Source organism: uncultured Nevskia sp. (genome assembly GCF_903885465.1).
Lineage (GTDB): Bacteria > Pseudomonadota > Gammaproteobacteria > Nevskiales > Nevskiaceae > Nevskia.
Map to the genome: position 1 here is coordinate 1 of NZ_CAISIQ010000160.1, position 19,102 is coordinate 19,102.

At 65.6% G+C, this 19,102-nt stretch carries 14 protein-coding genes and 1 pseudogene; 10 read left to right on the forward strand and 5 right to left on the reverse strand.

Annotation, left to right across the window (positions count from 1 at the left end; all coding sequences use genetic code 11):
* The 4 genes from QZY06_RS06015 to QZY06_RS06030 form a co-directional block, all read right to left on the reverse strand.
* Positions 1 to 1,386, reverse strand: a 1,386-nt coding sequence (locus tag QZY06_RS06015; protein WP_295681569.1) for a TonB-dependent receptor, incomplete at its 3' end; no start/stop codon positions are given.
* A 267-nt stretch (positions 1,387 to 1,653) separates the two neighbouring features.
* Positions 1,654 to 2,226 (reverse strand): hypothetical protein, encoded by a 573-nt coding sequence (locus QZY06_RS06020; protein WP_295681571.1) that lies wholly within the window; start codon positions 2,224 to 2,226, stop codon positions 1,654 to 1,656.
* A gap of 111 nt (positions 2,227 to 2,337) precedes the next feature.
* The gene (locus QZY06_RS06025; RefSeq protein ID WP_295681573.1) at positions 2,338 to 2,991 is read right to left on the reverse strand and encodes a metal-dependent hydrolase; all 654 of its coding nucleotides are present in this window, start codon (positions 2,989 to 2,991) and stop codon (positions 2,338 to 2,340) included.
* Between the two features lie 30 nt (positions 2,992 to 3,021).
* Positions 3,022 to 5,328: an enoyl-CoA hydratase-related protein gene (locus QZY06_RS06030; RefSeq protein WP_295681575.1), complete on the reverse strand. Its 2,307-nt coding sequence runs from the start codon at positions 5,326 to 5,328 to the stop codon at positions 3,022 to 3,024.
* 252 nt (positions 5,329 to 5,580) lie between these two features.
* On the opposite strand from QZY06_RS06030, the gene QZY06_RS06035 reads away from it, so the two are divergent.
* Positions 5,581 to 6,036 carry a hypothetical protein gene (locus QZY06_RS06035; protein ID WP_295681577.1) on the forward strand — a complete coding sequence of 152 codons (456 nt, stop codon included), beginning with the start codon at positions 5,581 to 5,583 and terminating at the stop codon, positions 6,034 to 6,036.
* Positions 6,037 to 6,138: 102 nt separating this feature from the next.
* Here QZY06_RS06035 and QZY06_RS06040 read toward each other — a convergent pair whose 3' ends face one another.
* A complete protein-coding gene (locus QZY06_RS06040) occupies positions 6,139 to 7,839 on the reverse strand; it encodes an AMP-binding protein (protein WP_295681580.1) in 1,701 nt (566 codons plus the stop codon).
* Positions 7,840 to 8,149: 310 nt separating this feature from the next.
* On the opposite strand from QZY06_RS06040, the gene QZY06_RS06045 reads away from it, so the two are divergent.
* From QZY06_RS06045 to QZY06_RS06085, 9 genes and pseudogenes are all read left to right on the forward strand, one after another.
* On the forward strand, positions 8,150 to 9,625 hold the full coding sequence (locus tag QZY06_RS06045) for an aldehyde dehydrogenase family protein (RefSeq protein WP_295681583.1): 1,476 nt from the start codon (positions 8,150 to 8,152) through the stop codon (positions 9,623 to 9,625).
* A gap of 34 nt (positions 9,626 to 9,659) precedes the next feature.
* Positions 9,660 to 10,055, forward strand: a complete 396-nt coding sequence (locus tag QZY06_RS06050) for a CopL family metal-binding regulatory protein (RefSeq protein WP_295681585.1) — start codon at positions 9,660 to 9,662, stop codon at positions 10,053 to 10,055.
* A 57-nt stretch (positions 10,056 to 10,112) separates the two neighbouring features.
* Positions 10,113 to 11,417, forward strand: coding sequence for a TolC family protein (locus QZY06_RS06055; RefSeq protein ID WP_295681589.1), 1,305 nt, complete (start codon positions 10,113 to 10,115; stop codon positions 11,415 to 11,417).
* The gene (locus QZY06_RS06060) at positions 11,417 to 12,751 is read left to right on the forward strand and encodes an efflux RND transporter periplasmic adaptor subunit (RefSeq protein WP_295681592.1); all 1,335 of its coding nucleotides are present in this window, start codon (positions 11,417 to 11,419) and stop codon (positions 12,749 to 12,751) included. The genes QZY06_RS06055 and QZY06_RS06060 overlap by 1 nt, the downstream gene beginning before the upstream one ends.
* Positions 12,748 to 15,864 (forward strand): CusA/CzcA family heavy metal efflux RND transporter, encoded by a 3,117-nt coding sequence (locus tag QZY06_RS06065; protein ID WP_295681594.1) that lies wholly within the window; start codon positions 12,748 to 12,750, stop codon positions 15,862 to 15,864. The genes QZY06_RS06060 and QZY06_RS06065 overlap by 4 nt, the downstream gene beginning before the upstream one ends.
* 94 nt (positions 15,865 to 15,958) lie before the next feature.
* Positions 15,959 to 17,137, forward strand: a complete 1,179-nt coding sequence (locus tag QZY06_RS06070) for a hypothetical protein (RefSeq protein ID WP_295681596.1) — start codon at positions 15,959 to 15,961, stop codon at positions 17,135 to 17,137.
* 14 nt (positions 17,138 to 17,151) lie between these two features.
* Positions 17,152 to 17,862: a hypothetical protein gene (locus QZY06_RS06075; RefSeq protein ID WP_295681599.1), complete on the forward strand. Its 711-nt coding sequence runs from the start codon at positions 17,152 to 17,154 to the stop codon at positions 17,860 to 17,862.
* Between the two features lie 44 nt (positions 17,863 to 17,906).
* A complete protein-coding gene (locus tag QZY06_RS06080) occupies positions 17,907 to 18,329 on the forward strand; it encodes a hypothetical protein (RefSeq protein WP_295681601.1) in 423 nt (140 codons plus the stop codon).
* Between the two features lie 2 nt (positions 18,330 to 18,331).
* Positions 18,332 to 19,102: pseudogene (locus QZY06_RS06085) on the forward strand (cytochrome P450); the annotation flags it as partial.

Genomic DNA, 19,102 nt, shown 5'->3' on the forward strand with positions numbered 1-19,102 from the left:
GAGGTCGTAGCGCAGGCCGGCCTTCGGGCTGAATGCGCCGTAGCTGTTCTTGAAGCTGTTGTCGGTGCTGCCGGTCGGCACGAAGTTATCTTCACGCACCCGGCGGTCCCGCGAGCCCTGAGCGCCGATCGACAGCGCCAGCTGGGGCAGCACATAGAACTGATTCTCGGCATACAGCTGCACCGAGCGGGCGCTCTGATCCGAGGCATCGGTCTGCGCGCCGTTCTGGCCGCCGACGTTGGCGAAGTCGGTTTCCTGGGTCTGGCCGTAGACGTAGCGCGTGCCGACCACGACGCGGTTGCGATGGCCGAACAGCTCGCGCGTGTTCTCGTATTTCAGGTTCAGGCCCAGGTCGTTGTTGTCCTGGTTGATGACCTGGAAGATCGGATGGAACAGGCGCTTGTCGGCGTAGAAACCGGAGGCCTCGATGCGCTGCGTGTCGTCGAGCTGCCAGCTGGTCTTGTCGGCGATGCGGATCAGGCGGAAGTCGCGCTTCTGGTCGCTGACGATGTTGGCCGCATTGGCCTTGCTCGGCGTCGATTCGGCCTCGGCCTTGGTCAGGCTGCCCGGCAGTTCCGATTCGGTGTTGACGAAGGTGAAATACAGGCGGGTTTCGAGATTCGGCGCGAGCCTGATGCCGAGGTTCGAGAACAGCCGGTAGTTGTTCTGCTCGGCGTGGTCGCGGTAGCCATCCGAATGCACGGCGCTGAGGCTGACATAGCCGTCGACATTGCCAGTGTGACCAGCTAGCGCAGCCTGGGCGCGCCGGTATTCGAAGCTGCCGATCTCCAGGCGCGCCGAGGCCGCGGGCGCGCTGTAGCCGGTTGGCGAAATGAAGTTGATCGCGCCGCCCAGCGTCGTCGAGCCGAACTCCAGCGCGTTGGCGCCGCGGTAGACCTCGATGTAGTTCGCCGACAAGGGTTCGACGGACTGGAAGTCGAAGCCACCGTCGGCCAGATTCACCGGCGAGCCATCCTGCAGCAGGGTCAGACCGCGGCCGTGAAAGGTGCGCTGAATCCCCGAACCGCGTACCGACAGGCGTGATTCCTCGGCACCGAAACGCGGCTGCACGAACACGCCTGGCGCAAAGCCCAGCGCATCCTGCACGCTGCTGGCGCGGCCATTCTTGTAGCTCTCGGCATCGATCACCGCGGCACCGCCGGCGACCTGATTGGTGCGGGCGGTGGCTTCGGCGATCGACGGCACAGTCAAGGTGCCGACGCTATCGCCCTGGACCTTGACCTCGCCGAGCACGGTGATCGGTGCGCCATCGCTGGCGGCGATTTCGACAGCGGCAGGGATTTCCTGCTGGGCCGACAAGCTTAGCGGAGACGCGAGAAACGGCGCTGCGAACAGCGCCGCGGTGCGGTACTTGAAACGGAACATGCAAACACTCCAGTGCCTGCGCCATGGCGCAGGAGCCGGCTGCGCGGAAGGCGCGCGCCAGCGGAACTCGCCCGGTCAGGGGCGGACAGGAGATGCAGGTGAGCGCTTTGGGCAACGGACGATTCCAGACATTGCCCCGCGCAGTCCTTGTTCAGGGCTGGCAGCAGCAAGGAATGAAACGGCGCAGCAGGAGCGCTTCCCGGCATCGACGAACGAAACGGCAGCCCTGCGATACGCCCAGAGAGTCTGTCCCTGGGGCGCGCTGGATCAGGCTGCGTACGTGTCGATGAACTCGGGTGGTGCGCGGGCCGGCGGCAGCCGTCTTTGGCTGGCCGTGGCGGTGCTGACGGTTGTGGCCGGACGGCCCAGCGTTGCGACAGGAATGGCCAGCGCGAAGCGGGCCAGGCTGACCGGCAGCCCGGGTGCCACGGCACCGGCAAACGGACAGCTCTGATGCTCCGAGGCAATGCGATGCGCCTCGTGCTGCGCCGGATCGTGACCGGCGTGCATGCCGGCCGCGTGCATGTCGTGCGACATGCCCGCCATATCCGCGGCCATGTTGGCCATGCCGCGATGAGCGGCATGCGGATCGGCAGCATGGGCCTTGGCCATCGCCGCCATCATCGCGGCGTGATCGTGATGGCCTGCGTGCTTGTTGGCGGGCGGCGCCAGCGCCGCACTGAGCGGGCTGGCCGGGCAGATGATCAGCCAGCGTCCGCCTTCCTCGCCGGTGCCGGTCCAGCCGGGCATGAAGCCGACCGGAATCAGGCTGCGCAGCACGACCGCACTCAGCGCCAACCACAGCGCGAAGGAGTGCAATGCAGTGCGGGAGCGGAACATCGGCGTGGCGCGAACGGTGGGTAACGGACGGTCGCGCACGATAAGGCCTCTATCGCATTGCGGCAACGAACCGTCGGTGCTTATCTCATTCCGGAATATGTAGGCCGCGGCTCAGCGCGTCGGCCGCAGCCGCTTCAGCGCCCGGCTGAGATTGATCCGCGCCGGCTGATCGAGCCGGTCGTGGAAGTGGCCGGTGAAATACAGGCGCGGCTTTTCCAGAAACGCGCGCAGCACCTGCCGCCGCCCGGCCACGTACTTCGAGAACGGCACCGCGTGGTACTCCTCGCGGATGTCGGCGTCGTAGCGATCGAAGCGGGCCGGCGCGCTGCCGAGGATCGCCAGATCGATGTCGAGCAGCAGCGCCTCGTCGGTGCTCTGCGGCTGAGCGTGGTGGCGGGTCGCCAGGATCATGCTGCGCACCCGGCCGATCGCTTCGTGATCGCAGCCGGCGGCGGTCATCGTCCGCTCCGCGAGATAGGCGCTCTTCAGCTCGTTGCTGTCGCTGGCGGTGCTGTAGACGGCGTCGTGATACCAGATCGCCAGCTCGATCTCGCCGGGCCGTTCGGCCAGCGTTTCGATGTCGTCACAAGCCTTGAGGCATTCCTCGAGATGCTCGACCGTGTGATAGCGCCGATGCGGCTCGCGCCAGGCCTGGATCAGCGCCGTGCCGGCATCCGCGGGCGGTGCCAGTCCAAGCCTCGACCACAGCAGCCGCCAGCGTTCGGGCAGATCGAGGGTGGCGGCAGGGATGGCACTCGGATGCATGGCCGCATTATGAGTGCCTTCAGGGCCGTGCTACTTGCCCTTCCAGACCGGCGCCCGCTTCTCCATGAACGCCTGCCCGCCTTCGCGCGCGTCTGCGGACATCATCAGCCGCCCGCCGGCTTCCAGGCTCAGCCGCGACAGATCGGCGTCGCTCTCGTCGATGCAGGACTTCAGCAGCTTGATGCTTTCGCCGATCGCCAGCGGCGCGTTCACCGCGATCGAGCGCGCCAGTTCGACGGCGCGCTCGATGACCTGATCGGCTGGCGCCAGCGCGTTGATCACGCCATGGCGATGCAGCAGTTCGGCGGCCATCGGCTCGCCGGTCAGGATCGCCTGGGCCGCGAGATTGCGAGGCAACACTCTAGGCAGGCGGGCAACGCCACCGGCGGCGGCGATGATGCCGCGCTTGACCTCGGGCAGGCCGAAGGCACTGTCGTCGGCCGCGACGATCAGCTCGCAAGCCAGCGCCAGCTCGAAGCCGCCGCCCAGCGCCTGGCCGCGCACTGCGGCGATCCAGGGCTTGCGGCGCACGGCGTTGACGAAGCCGGCGAAGCCCCCTTCGACGGCCATTAGTTCCTGCAGCGCGCGCGGGTTGGACATCGCCGACAGATCGAGCCCGGCGCAGAACACCTCCGGCCGTGATGAAGCGAAGACGACGACGCGAATCTCCGGATCGGCCTCGGTGAGCTTGATGATCTCGACCACCGCGCGCGCCAGGCGGGCGTTGACCGCGTTCATCCGCAGCGGCCGGTTCAGGGTGACCACGGCGACGTAGCCCTCGCGGCGTTCGAGCAGCACCGGGCTGCCGGGCGCACCAACCGGCGGCAGATCGGCCGCCTCGAAACTCCAGCGCATCTGGCCATCGACCAGGGCGATGTTGCCCGGCAGGCCGATCGGCTCGCGCGAGCCTTCGATCAGCAGCGCCTGGGCGCGCAGATCGCCGGCCGGAATGGCGGCAACGGTGCGCGCACCGTCCGGCGTACGGGCCACGATGGTGGCCAGCTGTGGATCGCCACCGCCGTCGTACTTGACCAGATAGGACTCGACCGTCGCCGGGCCTTCGTAGCTGTCCAGCACCGCAGGCGCAGGGCCGCGGGCGGCATCGACTTCGGCCTGCAGATCGAAATCCTGCGGCGGCTTGTTCGGTGGCCGTGTGGCGAGCACGGCGGCGTGGTGCTTGGTCACGTAACCGCCGTTGCCATAGAGCAGACCGGTGTTAGCCGTGCCGCCGCGCAGCTTGCGAACCATCGCGGTGATCGCGTGGCTCATGAAATCGCCAAGCGGGCCGCCGAAGAAACTCAGGCCGCCGGTGACGCTGGGCGCAACACTGTCGCGCACCGGGCCAAGCGCCCGCAGCGCCAGCTTCGGAATGCAGGGGAAGCAGCTGTAGATCTCCATCGCATCGAGATCGCTGGCCTGCAGGCCGTTGACCGCCAGGGTGCGTTGCAGCGCCGTCGCCATCGGCAGGCAGCTGCTGAAATCCGGACGGGACAGGAAATCGTCGATGTCGGTGGCGCCGGCGCCGGACCAGACATAGATCAGCTGGTCTTCCGGCACGCCGGCCGCGAGTGCCGCACCGCGCGAGGTGACGATGATCGCTGCACCCTGGTTGACGAACAGCTGGGCGACCATCCGCTTCGGGTACGGGTAGGAGATCGGCCGGTTCTTCGAGGTCGGCGTGGCGATCTCCTCCGCACTGTGGCCCTTGCGATCCCAGGCCAGCGGATTGTCGGCAGCAACCTTCGCGTAGCGCGCCCACAACGCGGCGGATTCGTTCTGCGCTTCGCTGGCCGTCTGGCCCCAGGCGGCACGAGTGGCGTTCTCGTACAGCGTGTAGACCTCGGTCGGATCCTTGAGGCCGTAGCGGGCAGCCAACTTGGTGACATAGGCCGAGCCATCAAGCATCGGCGCCGCCTTCGAAACCTTGGTCCAGCCATCCGGCTGCTTGCGCTGCATCGCCGCTGCTTTCACCGAGCCGAAAGCTTCGGCACCGCAGATCATCACCGTGCCGGTTTCGCCGTTTGCGATCGCCACCGCCGCCTGCATCAGATAACGCACCGGCGAATCGCCGCTGATGCCTTCGGTCGGGATCACCGTCGGCTTGATGCCCAGGGTTTCGGAGACCAGCCCCGGCAGATCCTCGTAGGGCCAGGTCAGCTGCGGCACCACGTACAGCTGATCGACCTTGGCCAGCCAGCCGCCACCGGCGTCCGTGTCCGCGAGGCGTGCGGCCTGCTCGATCAAACGCATCGGCTCATGGCCGGACTGGCCCTTTTCGGGGCGATCGGTGATGTCACCGACACCGATGATTACCGGCAGGCTATCGAGGTTTTGCATGCTTGCTCCGAAGGATCGCGAACTGGAAAAGCGCTGAGGCGGCGATCATGCCGAAGGTGGGGGCGGTAAGTCTGGTAACCCTCTCCCCTTGCGGGAGAGGGTTGGGAGAGGAGGCGGCTGACGACTAAGCCAAGACCGCGCTTATTCGTGCAGTCCTGCAACCAATCGGACGAGCTATAAGCCAGTTCGTCGGTTAGTTGGTGCATCGGGCGGCGTTGTCAAAGATGCTGCTGACTTTGAGCAGCACTATCCATGAAAGCTTCGCTGATATTAATGATCATACTTGGCTGTGCATCCTCTTCAGCCGAAACGCTCCAACCAATAATCAACGCCACGGGCACGATTTACTTCGAGTTCGATATGGCTTCTGAAGCTCGAGCCGACGGTGTCAATTTTGCCAAGTTCATCCCAGATGCTGAGTCACGTTCGGTTTTTGATGCCGTTGCAGATGCCTACGCGACTCCCTTCAGATATGTCTCTTTCGAGCCAGCAGACCGGGTGCTTGAGAAGACGCTAGGCAAGTCCGAAGCCGAGCACATATCGCATGGCAGTCAAAATCAGATCGCAATTCGGGTGAGAGTCCAGCTCAAAAATCTCAGACCTGAAATCGAGTGCGATTCGAGGGTTGACTACGCCGATCTTGTCTCGGTGAACTCACTTGAGCACTTTCAGATCGCAACCAATGGGAGCGTGCCCGATGGGTGCTAATTGTCGGCTGTAGCGGTGGGCTCGTCGGGCGTCCTGCAAACAGGCGTTCAAGTCCGCAACTAATCTCCGCAAGTCGACGACCTGCAGTTAGCGTCTTGCCGCTCAAGCCCAAACCACCCCCTCCCGCCGCCCCGTCCAAGCCTCGAACGACGCCCCATAAAGCGCCTCCAGCGCCGCTCGTTTGACCTTGAACGTCGGCGTCACCAAGCCGTTGTCGACCGTCCAGGCGTCCGGGACCACGATCAGACAATCAAGGCGTTCGTGAGGATCGAGTTGGGCGTTGACTTGTTCCCGCAGCGCTGCGAGTGACGAACTGATCGCGGCGCGTCCCGCTTCGTCGTTGCGCTGATCGGCGACGGCGGGTGACAGCATCAGCAGTGCGAACGGTTGCGGGTAGCCGAGGCCGGCGACGCAGACGGCTTCGATGTGGGGATGGGCGCCGAGCCGGTTCTCGATGCCGGCCGGGGCCACGTATTTGCCCTTGGCGGTCTTGAACGCTTCCTTGGCGCGGCCGGTGATGCGGAAGTAACCATCAGCGTCGATGTCGCCGACATCGCCGGTGCGCAGATAGCCGTCCGGCGTGATGGCTTCAGCGGTCTTCGCGGGCTCGCGGAAGTAGCCGAGCATCATCCCCGGGCTCTTGACCAGCACTTCGCGGTTGGCGGGATCGATGCGCACTTCGACCTCGTCCGCCGGCTGGCCGACATAGCCGATGCGAGCGCGTCCACGCCGGGTGATGTGAGAGATCGCCATGTTCTCGGTCATGCCGTAGACCTCGAGCAGTTCCAGCCCGAGATCGCGATACCAGTGGTGCATGTCCGGCGGAATTGGCGCAGCGCCGGACATCGCGACGCGCGCGGCATCGAGGCCGAGCTGGCTGAGGATCTGCTGGCGCACGGACTGGCCCTTGACCGGATCGGCCAGCATCGCGGCGAGGGTGGCTTGCGGAATCTTAGCGTTGACGCCCTGGCGGAACTTGGTCCACAGCCGCGGCACGGAGAAGAAGAACGTTGGCCGGGCGCGCTGCAGATCGGCGGCGAAGGTATCCAGCCCCTGCGAGAACCATACCCGGCAACCGCTAGCCAGCGAATGCAGTTCGGAGGCGACTCTGTCGGCGACGTGGGCCAGCGGCAGGTAGGAGATCAGCCGGTCGTCGCGACCGGTACCGAACACCGTGGTCAGCAGCTTTGCGGAGGCGACCAGGCTGGCGAAGCTGTGCATCACGCCTTTCGGCGTACCGGTGGTGCCGGAGGTGTAGATGATCGTCGCCAGCTCGTCGATGCGGCGCGGCGTTGGCGCGGTCAGCGGCGGCGTGGCGGCGATGATCGCGTCCCATTCGGTGACCGAAGCGCCAGCACTCGGCGGCGCGGCGTTCGGCAGATGGATGACCGGCAGGCCGTCCGGTATGCCGCCGCACATCGCATCACGATCGTCGGAGTCGAGCTTGCCGAGGAATAGCGCCTTCGCTTCGGAGTGGTCGAGCACGTAGCGCACCGAGCTGCCGGTGAGCGACGGGTAGATCGGCACCGATACGTGGCCGGCCATCCAGATCGCGTAATCGGCGAGAAACCACCAAGCGCTGTTCTTGGACAGCAAGGCGATTCGCGAACCCGGTTCCCAAGCTTGTGCCAGCAGGTGCGCGGCCATTCGCTGCGCTTCGGCCTGCGCTTGCGCCCAGGTCCAGTCGCGGCACTCGCCATTGGCCAGCGGCTGGCTCAGGTGGATCGCATCGGGCGCGGTCTGCGCCCAGTGGGCGAGCAGATTCAACGGCAAATAGTCGGTATCGGCTTTGAAAGCGGACAAGCGCTTCTCCTCGAAAACGGTGGCCGCGGTCATGGCCGGCGGCGTCGGATGGTCGAGCGATGATGCCGAGGCCGATGCGGACAAGAAAGGTTCGAAACGGACATCGACCGAGGATTCCGGACGACGTTTATCGGGCGGAGCCATACGGTGACGAATGGCGGCTGGTACGTCAGCCGCTTATTTTTTAAGCTTGAACAGTTGTTCAATCGATTAGCAACGCTGGACGCTGGGCCCCGAAGCACCGCACCGGTGCGCGAACGAGGGCCGCACGATCCGGTTTCCAGGCAGCACCACGCGAGGAGTTCCGTCCATGAGCACTGTCGTTTCCTATCTTCCGACCGCGAACGCCGCGCCGTCCGCCTCGCAGTTCCAGTCCCAGGTCAGCGAGACCGAGATCCGCCGCGTGTTCGAGGCCCAGCGCGCCACCGCCTTGCGGCTGCGCACCTCGACGCTCGACGAGCGCCTGGCCAAGATCAAGAAGCTGAAGAACGCAGTGCTCGCGCACAGCGCGGAAATCATTGCCGCCGGTGCTGCCGACTTCAAGAAGCCGCCGGCCGAAGTCGATCTGACCGAAGTGCTGCCGGTGGTCGCCGAAGCCAATGACGCAATGCGCGGCCTGAAGAAGTGGATGAAGCCGATGTCGGTCTGGCCATCGCGCATGACCTTCGGCCTCAGCGGCTGGGTGCAGTACGAGCCGAAGGGCCGCACGCTGATCATCTCGCCGTGGAACTACCCGGTGAACCTGACGTTCTGCCCGCTGATCTCCGCACTCGCCGCCGGCAACACGGCGATCCTCAAGCCATCGGAAATGACGCCGCATCTGTCGGCGGTGATGGTCAAGATCGTCAAGGAAAACTTCAGCCCGGATGAAGTGGCGATCTTCGAAGGCGATGCCGCTGTTTCCAGCGCGCTGCTGGCGCTGCCCTTCGACCACATCTTCTTCACCGGCTCGCCGGCGATCGGCAAGGTGGTGATGGCCGCCGCCGCCAAGCATCTGACCAGCGTCACTCTGGAACTTGGCGGCAAGAGCCCGACCATCGTCGATGCCACGGCGGACCTGAAGCTCGCCGCGCAGAACATTCTTTGGGGCAAGTTCACCAACAACGGCCAGACCTGCATCGCGCCGGACCACATCTACGTGCATGCCTCGGTCAAGGACGAGTTCGTGCGCCAGTGCCAGGCTGTGCTCGAAAGCTCCTACGGCGCCGATGCCGCCAGCCAGCAGCAGAGCCCGTTCCTCGCCCGCATCGTCAACACCCGGCACACGTCGCGCATCCGCGGGCTGCTCGATGACGCTACTGCAAAGGGTGCCAGGGTGCTCACTGGCGGCAAGGTCGACGAAAGCGACTGCTACATCGCGCCGACGCTGATCGACAACATTCCGGCCGACGCCAAGATCATGTCCGAAGAGATCTTCGGGCCGCTGCTGCCGATCATTTCGTTCAGCCAGATCGACGAAGTGATCGACCGTATCAACGCCGATCCGAAGCCGCTGGCGCTATACGTCTGGAGCAAGCACGAGCCGACCATCAACGCAGTGCTGAAGAAGACCTCGGCCGGCGGCACCTGCATCAACCATACGGTCGTCCACTTCCTGCATGGCAACCTGCCGTTCGGCGGCGTCAACAACTCCGGCATCGGCCGCGCGCACGGCCACTACGGCTTCAAGGATTTCTCGCATGAGCGCGCCGTGGTCCGCACGCGCATCATGCTGGCCAAGATGTTCTTCCCGCCGTACACCGACAGAATGCGCAAGATCGTCAGCCTCTTGATGAAGACGGTCTGAACCAAACGCCTGCTGCACAGTCTTTCCGGAGCAAATGAACCGCCGAATCGCCATCTCGCTGCTGACCGTCCTTGCCCTGCTCTGGCAGGGCGCGGTGTCGGCGGCGATGGCGCCGGCGATGCTGGCAATGGCGTCTAAGGCACCGGTCTCGGCTCACCAGGCCGCGCCGATGAAGCATTGCCACGACATGGCCGGCATGCAGGCGTCGGCTACTGCCGATGAAAGCCCTGCGCCTGCCAAGCCTTCCTGCTGTGCTGCCGGCGTGCATTGCCTGTGTGCATCGGCTTGCGGCAGCGCGGCGCTGCCGATGCCTGCTCTGGCGCTGAACCTGTTGCCTGCTCCCGCCTTGTTGCCTGCCGCGATGACCTCGGTCATCGCCGATGCAGCCCCGCCTCACCCGTTCCGACCTCCGATCGCGGCCTCCGTCTGACGCTCATCTAGCGCCGGATTTCCTCCGGCGTGCCTTGCGTTCGTTGCGGAGCCGTCCATGTCTCACCCTCTGTTGTCGCGTGCCCGGTGCACGCTCGCCGGCCTGCTGTTCGCGCTGGCCGTGCTGCCTGTTGCAGCGCTCGAAGTTTCTGAACCACCGTCTGCCGAACTGCTGACACTCGACGCCGCGCGACGCATTGCCGTCGACCATCAGCCGATGCTCGAAGCGCAGGCGCTGGCGATCGACGCTGCGCGCGAATCAGCGGTCGCCGCGCGGCAGTTGCCTGATCCGCAGCTGAAAGGCGGCGTCAGCGATCTGACCATCACCGGCGATCACATCGGCACCCTGACCCGACAGAACGACACCCAGTTCACCGTCGGCATCGCGCAAGCCTTTCCGCGTGCCGACAAGCGCCGGCTGCGTGGCGAGCGGGCCGAAGCCGAAGCCGGGCTGGCCGAGCGTCAGCTGCGCAAGGATGCTCTGAGCATCGAGCGTGACGTCGGCCTCGCCTGGCTCGATGTCTGGAAGCCGTTGCAGGCACTAAATCTGGCGCGCGCCAGCGAGCGCGAAGCGCAATTGCAGCTCGATGCGCTGCGCATCGCCTATCGCAATGGCCGCAGCGCACAGGCCGATGTCCGTGCCGCCACCGTCGCTCTGGAACTGCTGCGCGACCAGATCGCCAAGCTCGAGCAGGACGGTTATCACGCCCGCGGCACGCTATCCCGCTGGCTCGGCGAAGCGGCCTACGCGCCTTTGCCAGCTGGCACGCCGACGTTCCCCGAACCGCCGCCGCTGGGCGCGATGCTGGAAGCGCTGCGCCGCCATCCGCATGTCGATATCGCTGCCGCTGAAGTGGAAGTCGCGGCCGCCGACGTCGCGCTGGCCAAGCAGGCCTACCGCCCGGATTTCAGCGTCGAAGTCGGCTACGGCCATCGACCGGCGTTCAGCGATTACATCAACCTGCAGGTCGGCATCGATCTGCCGGTGTTCACCGCCAATCGTCAGGATCGTGGCCTTGCTGCGCGGCAGGCCGAGCTGGCACGCGCCGAAGCACTACGCGAAGACAGCTGGCGCGAGCACGCCGCCGAGCTGCGCCTCAATCACTGGGACTGGACCCTGCTCGGCCAGCGTCTGGCCCACTACGACGACACGATCCTGCCCGAGGCCGATGCCCGCATCGAAGCGGCGCGTCTGGCCTGGGCCGCCGGCAGCGGCAGCCTGGCCGCCGTGCTCGAAGCCCGCCGCGCGGCGCTCGATCTGCGTCTGAGCCGTCTCGATCTCGAAACCGACCGCAGCCGCCATGCGCTGGCGCTGCGCTACCTCGGCGCCACTTCCATCGCCTACGCCGAAGGAGCTCACTGATGAACCGTCCCCTGAATCGCCCTTTGCTCCTCGGCCTCGCAGCGCTTGCCGTCATCGCTGTCTTCGTCGTGCTGCTGTTCCGGCCAAGCAAACAAGCGGAGCCCACCGAGCAAGCGGCCGCCGAACCTCAAGCGCTGTACTGGTACGACCCGATGATGCCGGACAGCCATTTCGACAAACCCGGCAAATCACCGTTCATGGACATGCAGCTGGTGCCGAAGTACGCCGATGCGCCAGCCAAAACGGGCACGGCGCAGGACGATGACGGCGCCTTTCGCATCGATCCGCGAGTGGTGCAGAACCTGGGCGTGCGGTTGGCGACGGTCGAGCGGCAGGCGCTGACGCAGCGGCTGCTGGCGGCCGGCGTGATCACCGTCGACGAGCATCGCATCGAAGCCGTGCAGGTGCGTGCGGCCGGCTGGGTCGAGCAGCTGGCGGTGCGCGCGGTCGGTGATCCGGTGCGGCGCGGGCAACTGCTGGCATCGGTCTACTCGCCGGAACTTCTGGCCGCGCAGGACGAGTTTCTGCTCGCCCAGCGTAGCGGTGATGCCAGCTTGAAGGACGCTTCCCGTGCGCGCCTCGCGTTGTTCGGGCTCGGCGACGCGCAGATACGCCGGATCGCGGCGCGCGGCCAGGCCGAGCGCCGGGTCGAGTACGTGGCCAGCAACGATGGCTATGTGATGGAACTCGGTGCACGCCAGGGCGCGATGCTCAGCCCCGGCATGACGCTGTTCCAGATCGCCAGCCTGGATACCGTCTGGCTCGCCGCCGAACTGCCGGAAGCGCAGGGCGCAGCGATCAAGCCGGGTGACTCCGCCAGCGCCAGTGTCGCCGCGGTGCCGGGTGAAGCCTTCGCCGGCAAGGTCGAATACGTCTACCCGGAACTGAGCGGCGCAACGCGCACCGTGAAGCTGCGCATCGCGCTGCAGAACCCTGGCGCGCGGCTGCGGCCCGGCATGTACGCGACCGTGCAGCTCGACGGTGCGGCGCGTGCCGAAGCGTTGACCGTGCCGACCGAAGCGGTGATCCGCACCGGCACCCGCAGCGTCGTGCTGATCGCCGAAGACGAGGCGCGTTTCCGGCCGGTGGCCGTGCGCACCGGTGTCGAGGTCGGCGAGCGCATCGAAGTGCTCGAAGGCTTGAAGGCAGGGCAGCAGGTGGTCGCCAGCGGGCAGTTCCTGATCGATTCGGAGGCGAGCTTGCGTGGTGCCTTGGATCGCATGTCGGCGCCGGCCGCCGAGCCACCACCGATGGCCGACCCGCATGCCGGCCATGTGATGCCGGCGGAGCCTGTGACGGACCCGCACGCCGGCCACGAAGGCCACCAGCCATGATCGCCACGATCATCCGCTGGTCGATCAGCAACCGGGTGCTGGTGCTGATGGTCACCGCAGTCCTGGCGCTGTGGGGCACGCGCGCGGCGCTGACCACGCCGCTCGACGCGATTCCGGACCTGAGCGACACCCAAGTGATCATCCGCACCAGCTGGCCGGGGCAGGCGCCGCAAGTGGTCGAGGATCAGGTCACCTATCCGCTGACCACGACGATGCTGTCGGTGCCCGGTGCGCGCACGGTGCGCGGCTATTCGATGTTCGGCGACTCCTTCGTCTACGTGATCTTCGACGACGCCACCGATCTCTATTGGGCGCGTTCGCGGGTGCTCGAATACCTGAATCAGGTCAGCGGCCGCTTGCCGCCGGCGGCGCGGCCGACACTGGGTCCGGATGCCACCGGCGTCGGCTGGATCTACGAGTACGCGCTTGTCGATCGCAGCAATCGCCTCGACATCTCGCAGCTGCGCGCGATCCAGGACTGGTTCCTGAAGTACGAGCTGAAAAGTGTCGAGAACGTGGCCGAAGTGGCCAGCGTCGGCGGCCTGGTCAAGCAATACCAGATCGTCCTCGATCCGGATCGCCTGCGCGCCACCGGCACCACCATCAGCACCGTGATCGATGCCGTGCGCGCCAGCAACAACGAAGCTGGCGGCTCGGTGCTGGAGCTCGGCGAAGTCGAATACGCGGTGCGCGCCAGCGGCTATCTGAAGACGCTCGACGATTTCCGCGCGATACCCGTTGGCCTCGGTGCGGCCGGGGTGCCGGTGCTGCTCGGCGATGTCGCCCGCGTGCAGATCGGCCCTGAACTGCGGCGCGGCGTTTCCGAGCTGGACGGCCAGGGCGAAGCGGTCGGCGGCATCATCGTCATGCGCTCTGGCAAGAACGCGCTGGCAACCATCCGCGCGGTGCGCGCCAAGCTCGAAAGCCTCAAACCGGGCCTGCCGGTAGGTGTCGAGATCGTGCCGACCTATGACCGCTCGGAGCTGATCCTGAACTCGGTCGGCACGCTGAAGACGCGGCTGATCGAAGAGATGATCGTCGTGGCAGCAGTCTGCGCGCTGTTCCTGTTTCATCTGCGCTCGGCACTGGTCGCAATCGTCAGCCTGCCGCTCGGCATTCTCGCGGCGTTCGCGGTGATGAAGGTGCAGGGCCTCAACGCCAACATCATGTCGCTCGGCGGCATTGCCATCGCCATTGGCGCGATGGTCGACGCGGCGGTAGTGATGATCGAGAACGCCCACAAGCATCTCGAACACGCGGGCCGCAGCGAGGCACTGAGCTTCGAGGAACGCGCGAAGATCATCACCGCATCGGCCGTCGAAGTCGGCCCGGCGCTGTTCTTCTGCCTGCTGATCATCACCCTGAGCTTCGTGCCGGTGTTCACCCTGGAAGCGCAGGAAGGCAAGCTGTTCGGCCCGCTGGCGCTGACCAAGACCTATGCGATGGCAGCAGCCGCAGGCTTGTCGGTGACCCTGATTCCGGTGCTGATGCTGCTGTTCATCCGTGGCCGGATTCCGGACGAGCAGCGCAATCCGCTGAATCGTCTGCTGATCGCCGTGTACCGGCCGGCGCTCGCTTTCGTGCTGCGCCATCCGGTGGCGACACTGGTTGCATCGGGCTTGCTGATGCTGTCGGCGCTGATCCCGATCGCGCGACTCGGCACCGAGTTCATGCCGCCGCTGATCGAAGGCGATCTGCTCTACATGCCGTCTGCTTTGCCGGGCTTGTCGGCGGACAAGGCCTCGCAGCTGATGCAGCAGACCGACCGCCTGATCATGCAATTCCCGGAAGTGGAACGCGTGTTCGGCAAGGCCGGGCGTGCCGAGTCGGCCACCGATCCGGCCGGGCTGGAAATGTTCGAGACGACGATCCGCTTCAAGCCGCGAAAGGCCTGGCCAGACGCCGGCAAATCACAGGACGCGCTGATCGACGAGTTGAACACCGCGCTGGCGATTCCCGGCCTCGCGAACCTCTGGGTACAGCCGATCCGCAATCGCATCGACATGCTGTCCACCGGCATCAAGAGCCCGGTCGGCGTGAAGATCGCCGGTGCTGATCTGAAGGTCATCGAGCAGATCGGCACCCAGATCGAAACCCTGCTGAAGGACGTGCCCGGTACTCGCTCGGTCTATGCCGAACGGGTACGCGGCGGCCGGTATATCGACGTGCGGCCGGATCGATTGAAGGCGGCTCGGCTGGGGCTGTCGATCGCCGATGTGCAACAAGTCGTGACCCTGGCGATCGGCGGCGAGAACATCGGCGAAACCATCGAAGGCCGGCAACGCTTCCCGATCAACTTGCGCTATCCGCGCGAACTGCGTGATTCGGTCGCGGCACTGCGCGTGCTGCCGATCGTCACCAAAGCGGGCGCGACGATCACACTTGGCGAAATTGCCGAGATCGCCATCAGCGACGGCCCGCCGCAGTTGAAAAGCGAGAACGCGCGACTCAACGGCTGGGTTTACGTCGACATCAGCGGCCGTGACCTCGGCGGCTACGTCCACGACGCGCAGGCGCTGGTCGCTGCCCAGTTGAAACTGCCAGCCGGCTACTCGGTGGCCTGGTCTGGACAGTTCGAATATCTGCAGCGCGCCGAGAAGCGCTTGCAGCTGGTAGTGCCGTTCACCTTGTTCATCATCCTGATCCTGCTCTACCTGACCTTCCGCGCGTTCCTGCCGGCGCTGCTGATCATGGCGAGCCTGCCGTTCGCGCTGGTTGGCGGGCTGTGGCTGCTGCTGGCGCTGGGCTACAACCTGTCGATTGCGTCTGCGGTCGGCTTCATCGCGCTGGCCGGTGTTGCGGCCGAGTTCGGCGTGATCATGCTGATCTATCTCGATCAGGCGATCGCCAGGCGGGGTGCCTCGTTGACGCGAGCGAGCCTGATCGAAGCGATCGAAGAAGGTGCGGTGCTGCGCGTACGGCCGAAAGCGATGACCGTTGCCGTGATCGTTGCCGGCCTGCTACCGATCCTGATCGGTGGCGGCACCGGTTCGGAAGTGATGCGGCGGATCGCGGCGCCGATGGTCGGCGGCATGATTTCGGCGCCGCTGCTGTCGCTGTTCGTGCTGCCGGCCGCGTATCTGCTGCTGCGCAGGCGTCGACTCGCGGCTTGACCGACCGGTGCAGCGTCGGGAAATTTGCGGAGTTGCTGCCGGCCAAGCGTCTGGGCCAACATTGCCATTCGTCACAGTCCGGGATGCAAGTGAAATGCGTGGAGCGCCGATCCTGCTGCTGGGAGCCCTGCTGCTGTCGTCCGGTACTGCGCAGGCCATCGGGGCCATCGTTCACCTGCAGGGTACTGAAGGCGATCGCGAAGCCTTCTTTGCCGATGTGCGGGTGATCTCGGATCGCACGCCGATGGACCAGATCTTCGGCCCGATCGCGGTCAAGGAGATCGACGTCACCGCGGTCTACGAGAACGCCGCCAAGCCCGAATGGGTGACCATGCACCTGCAGTTCGAGTGCCCGGCTGAACTCGCCCTCGATCCGAAGAACAAGCCGAAGCCCTTGAAGGCTGGTGATCCGGTCAGATTCCGGATCGGCGAGGGCAGCTATCTGGTGCGGCGCATCGATCTCAAGTCCGAGCCGATGCCAGCCAGCGACTGGAAGACATCCGATGCGCCGATGCTGATGAAGGCCGGCCGCATTGCCTGCAATGCCCAGCCGTTCGAGCAGGCGATCCGCAAGTCGATGCGCAAGCCGCCAGCCGCGTTCGACGAGGCCGGCTTCGGCAAGGCCATCGCCAAGTTTGATCTGCCGTCTGACCTGATGCTGATCGGCTACAACCAGGCCAACGATTTCCTCGATTTCGCCTGGACCTCGCTGTGGTGGAAGGTGGTGCTCGACGGCAAACGCCCTGACCCGAGTGGCAAGTGGTCGACGGCGCCAACGCCGGAAGAGAAGGAGGCCGCGATCAAGCGGCTCGAAGCGCTGCGCAAGGAGGCCGAGCCGGCACTGGCCGAAGCGCGCAAGAGCATGGAGGCGAACCTGAGCAAGATGCAGGCGGAGTTCGATTTCCAGGACCGTGCCGCCAGCCTGCGCAAGAATCGCCCGCGCAACAAGCTGGAAGACAAGCTGATTCCGACCTGGGTCGGTCGCTCCGAAGACGAAGTGGTGTCGGCGATGGGCAATCCGCGCCTCAACGAAGCCGGCAACCAGCGCTTCCTCCAGTACCAGCGGGTCTTCGATAACACTGCGCAGGTCGTCGACATGAAGAGCGGGGCGACTTGGGAGGAAGGCAACTACTCCGAGTGCAACGTCGAATTCACCACCATGCGCGATCGTCAGGACGCCTGGCGGGTCGCCGATGTCCGGGTCTGGATCGCCCAGAATGGACTCGGCGATGGTCGGGCCTGGTGCGACACGCTGCTCAAGGCGCCGAACTAGGAAGGCTCAAGACGATGACTAACCATTCGATCCGTGCAGCACTCGCCTTCGTCGTCACGGCGGCACTGCTGCCCACCGCGGTGCAGGCCGCAGCCGCTTGTCCGAAGGGCATGACGGTGGCCAGTGACGGCAAGAGTTGCACTGCCGATCAGGCCGCGGCGAGCAGCGCCGCCGGCTCCTTCGACGTGCTCGGCAACATCATGGATACGACGAAAAAGGAGATCAACGCCAAGCAGGCTGTGGAGACCAGCAAGAAGGAATTGCTGTCCAGCGATGCCCGCAAGAAATACGAGGACGGCTACTGGCAGCACTTCCAGGCGTTCTCGGGCGCCAAGCCCGGTGAATACTGCGCGGCGATGTTCGCCCGGCAAGGCATGAGCGTCACCGTGCTCGGCCCCGGCGGCGATTATCGCGGCGCGCTGATGATCTTCTCGGCACTCGACGACAGCGAATTCCCGAAGTCCCCAAAGCCGGCGATCATTCCGGTGACGCTCAAGCAGGGCAGCGATCCGGCGGCGACGGTGCGCGTCTTCAACTTCAACATCGGCCAGTGGCAGACACCGATCCTGGCGTTTGCCGTGCCGACCATCGACGCCGCGCTGCAAGGCATGGACGACAAGCTCGACTTCCATCTCGAGCACGAGGGCAAGGCTATCGGCAGCATCGAATGGCATTCCGGGCATACCGCGCGCGATGCGCTGAAGCAGTGCCTGGCTAGCCGCTAGTGCCTCGCGGCGCCTCGCTGCAGTTGCTGCACTAGACTTGTCCCATGAACACTCCAAGCCCCGACAACAGCCGCTGGCCCTACGTTCGTGACGTGCTGGTGTTCCAGCTGAAGCTGGTGCTCGGCAATGTGCTGAATGTGGTGCTGCTGCCGGTGTCGATCATCGCTGCCGTCTATTCGCTGCTCACCAGGAAAGGCGGACGCCTGGGCACGCCGTTCTACGAGGTGCTCGATGTCGCCCGCGATCTCGAAGAGCGGATCAACATCTACGGCGCGATCGGCGGCTATCACGCCACCGGTCCTTCATCGAGCCGGGCGAGCGCGCACATCGGCGATGTCACGGTTGACGACGTGGTTCGCAAGGTCGAGGACGTGATCGTTCGCGAGTTCAGCAGCGGTGGCACGGCAGCGAGTGCGAAGGCCGCGGTCAATCGTCTGCTCGACGAGATTCGCAACCGCAAGCGCTGAGCATGTCGTTCACGGACCACGAAGCCGCGCTGCGTGCCGACGCCGATCGCGTCTTCGATCCGGAAACCTATGTCCACGGCGTGCCGTTCGAGGCGCTGGCGCGGCTGCGCCGTGAACGGCCGGTGGTCTGGGTCGACGAGAAGCCGCTGCACGGCTGGTTCGGCGGCCCAGGTTTCTGGCTGGTGTTGCGCCATGCCGATGTCGAAGCGGTGATGAACCAGCCGCAACGGTTTTCCTCGCAGCTCGGCGGCACCCAGATTCGCGATCCGGCGACGCCGGAAGCGCTGCGCTACGTCCAGCAGATGATGCTGAACATGGACCCGCCGCAGCACACGCGGCTGCGCCGCCTTCTGGCGCGGGCGTTCACCTCGAAGGCGCTGACCCAGCTGGACAACCGCATTCGCGAGCACGCGCGGATGCTGGTCGAGCGGGTCGTCGGTACTGCCGATCATGGTCGCTGCGACTTCGCCAAGGACATCGGCGCCGATCTGCCGCTGCTCGCGCTGGCCGACATTCTCGGCATGCCGGCGGAGGACCGGATGCTGCTGTTCGACTGGTCGAACCGGGTAATCGGTTATCAGGATCCGGACTACGCCAGCTCCTCGGCGTTCGATCTGGCTAGCGGTTCGGCGATGGCGCGCGAAGCGCTGCGGCTGCGGCCCTTGCCGGACGCCGATGGTCGCCTGCCGGATCCTCGTACCCGCGAAGGCTTGCCTGATCTCTACGCCTACGCGCACCTGCTGGCCGAGCACAAACAGCGCACGCCGGGCGAC

What these genes read in the sequence shown, in the direction of transcription:
- QZY06_RS06020 (WP_295681571.1), bottom strand. Translation starts at nt 2,226, where the DNA reads ATGTTCCGCTCCCGCACTGCATTGCACTCCTTCGCGCTGTGGTTGGCG.
- QZY06_RS06025 (WP_295681573.1), bottom strand. Translation starts at nt 2,991, where the DNA reads ATGCATCCGAGTGCCATCCCTGCCGCCACCCTCGATCTGCCCGAACGC.
- QZY06_RS06030 (WP_295681575.1), bottom strand. Translation starts at nt 5,328, where the DNA reads ATGCAAAACCTCGATAGCCTGCCGGTAATCATCGGTGTCGGTGACATC.
- QZY06_RS06035 (WP_295681577.1), top strand. Translation starts at nt 5,581, where the DNA reads ATGAAAGCTTCGCTGATATTAATGATCATACTTGGCTGTGCATCCTCT.
- QZY06_RS06045 (WP_295681583.1), top strand. Translation starts at nt 8,150, where the DNA reads ATGAGCACTGTCGTTTCCTATCTTCCGACCGCGAACGCCGCGCCGTCC.
- QZY06_RS06050 (WP_295681585.1), top strand. Translation starts at nt 9,660, where the DNA reads ATGAACCGCCGAATCGCCATCTCGCTGCTGACCGTCCTTGCCCTGCTC.
- QZY06_RS06055 (WP_295681589.1), top strand. Translation starts at nt 10,113, where the DNA reads ATGTCTCACCCTCTGTTGTCGCGTGCCCGGTGCACGCTCGCCGGCCTG.
- QZY06_RS06060 (WP_295681592.1), top strand. Translation starts at nt 11,417, where the DNA reads ATGAACCGTCCCCTGAATCGCCCTTTGCTCCTCGGCCTCGCAGCGCTT.
- QZY06_RS06065 (WP_295681594.1), top strand. Translation starts at nt 12,748, where the DNA reads ATGATCGCCACGATCATCCGCTGGTCGATCAGCAACCGGGTGCTGGTG.
- QZY06_RS06070 (WP_295681596.1), top strand. Translation starts at nt 15,959, where the DNA reads ATGCGTGGAGCGCCGATCCTGCTGCTGGGAGCCCTGCTGCTGTCGTCC.
- QZY06_RS06075 (WP_295681599.1), top strand. Translation starts at nt 17,152, where the DNA reads ATGACTAACCATTCGATCCGTGCAGCACTCGCCTTCGTCGTCACGGCG.
- QZY06_RS06080 (WP_295681601.1), top strand. Translation starts at nt 17,907, where the DNA reads ATGAACACTCCAAGCCCCGACAACAGCCGCTGGCCCTACGTTCGTGAC.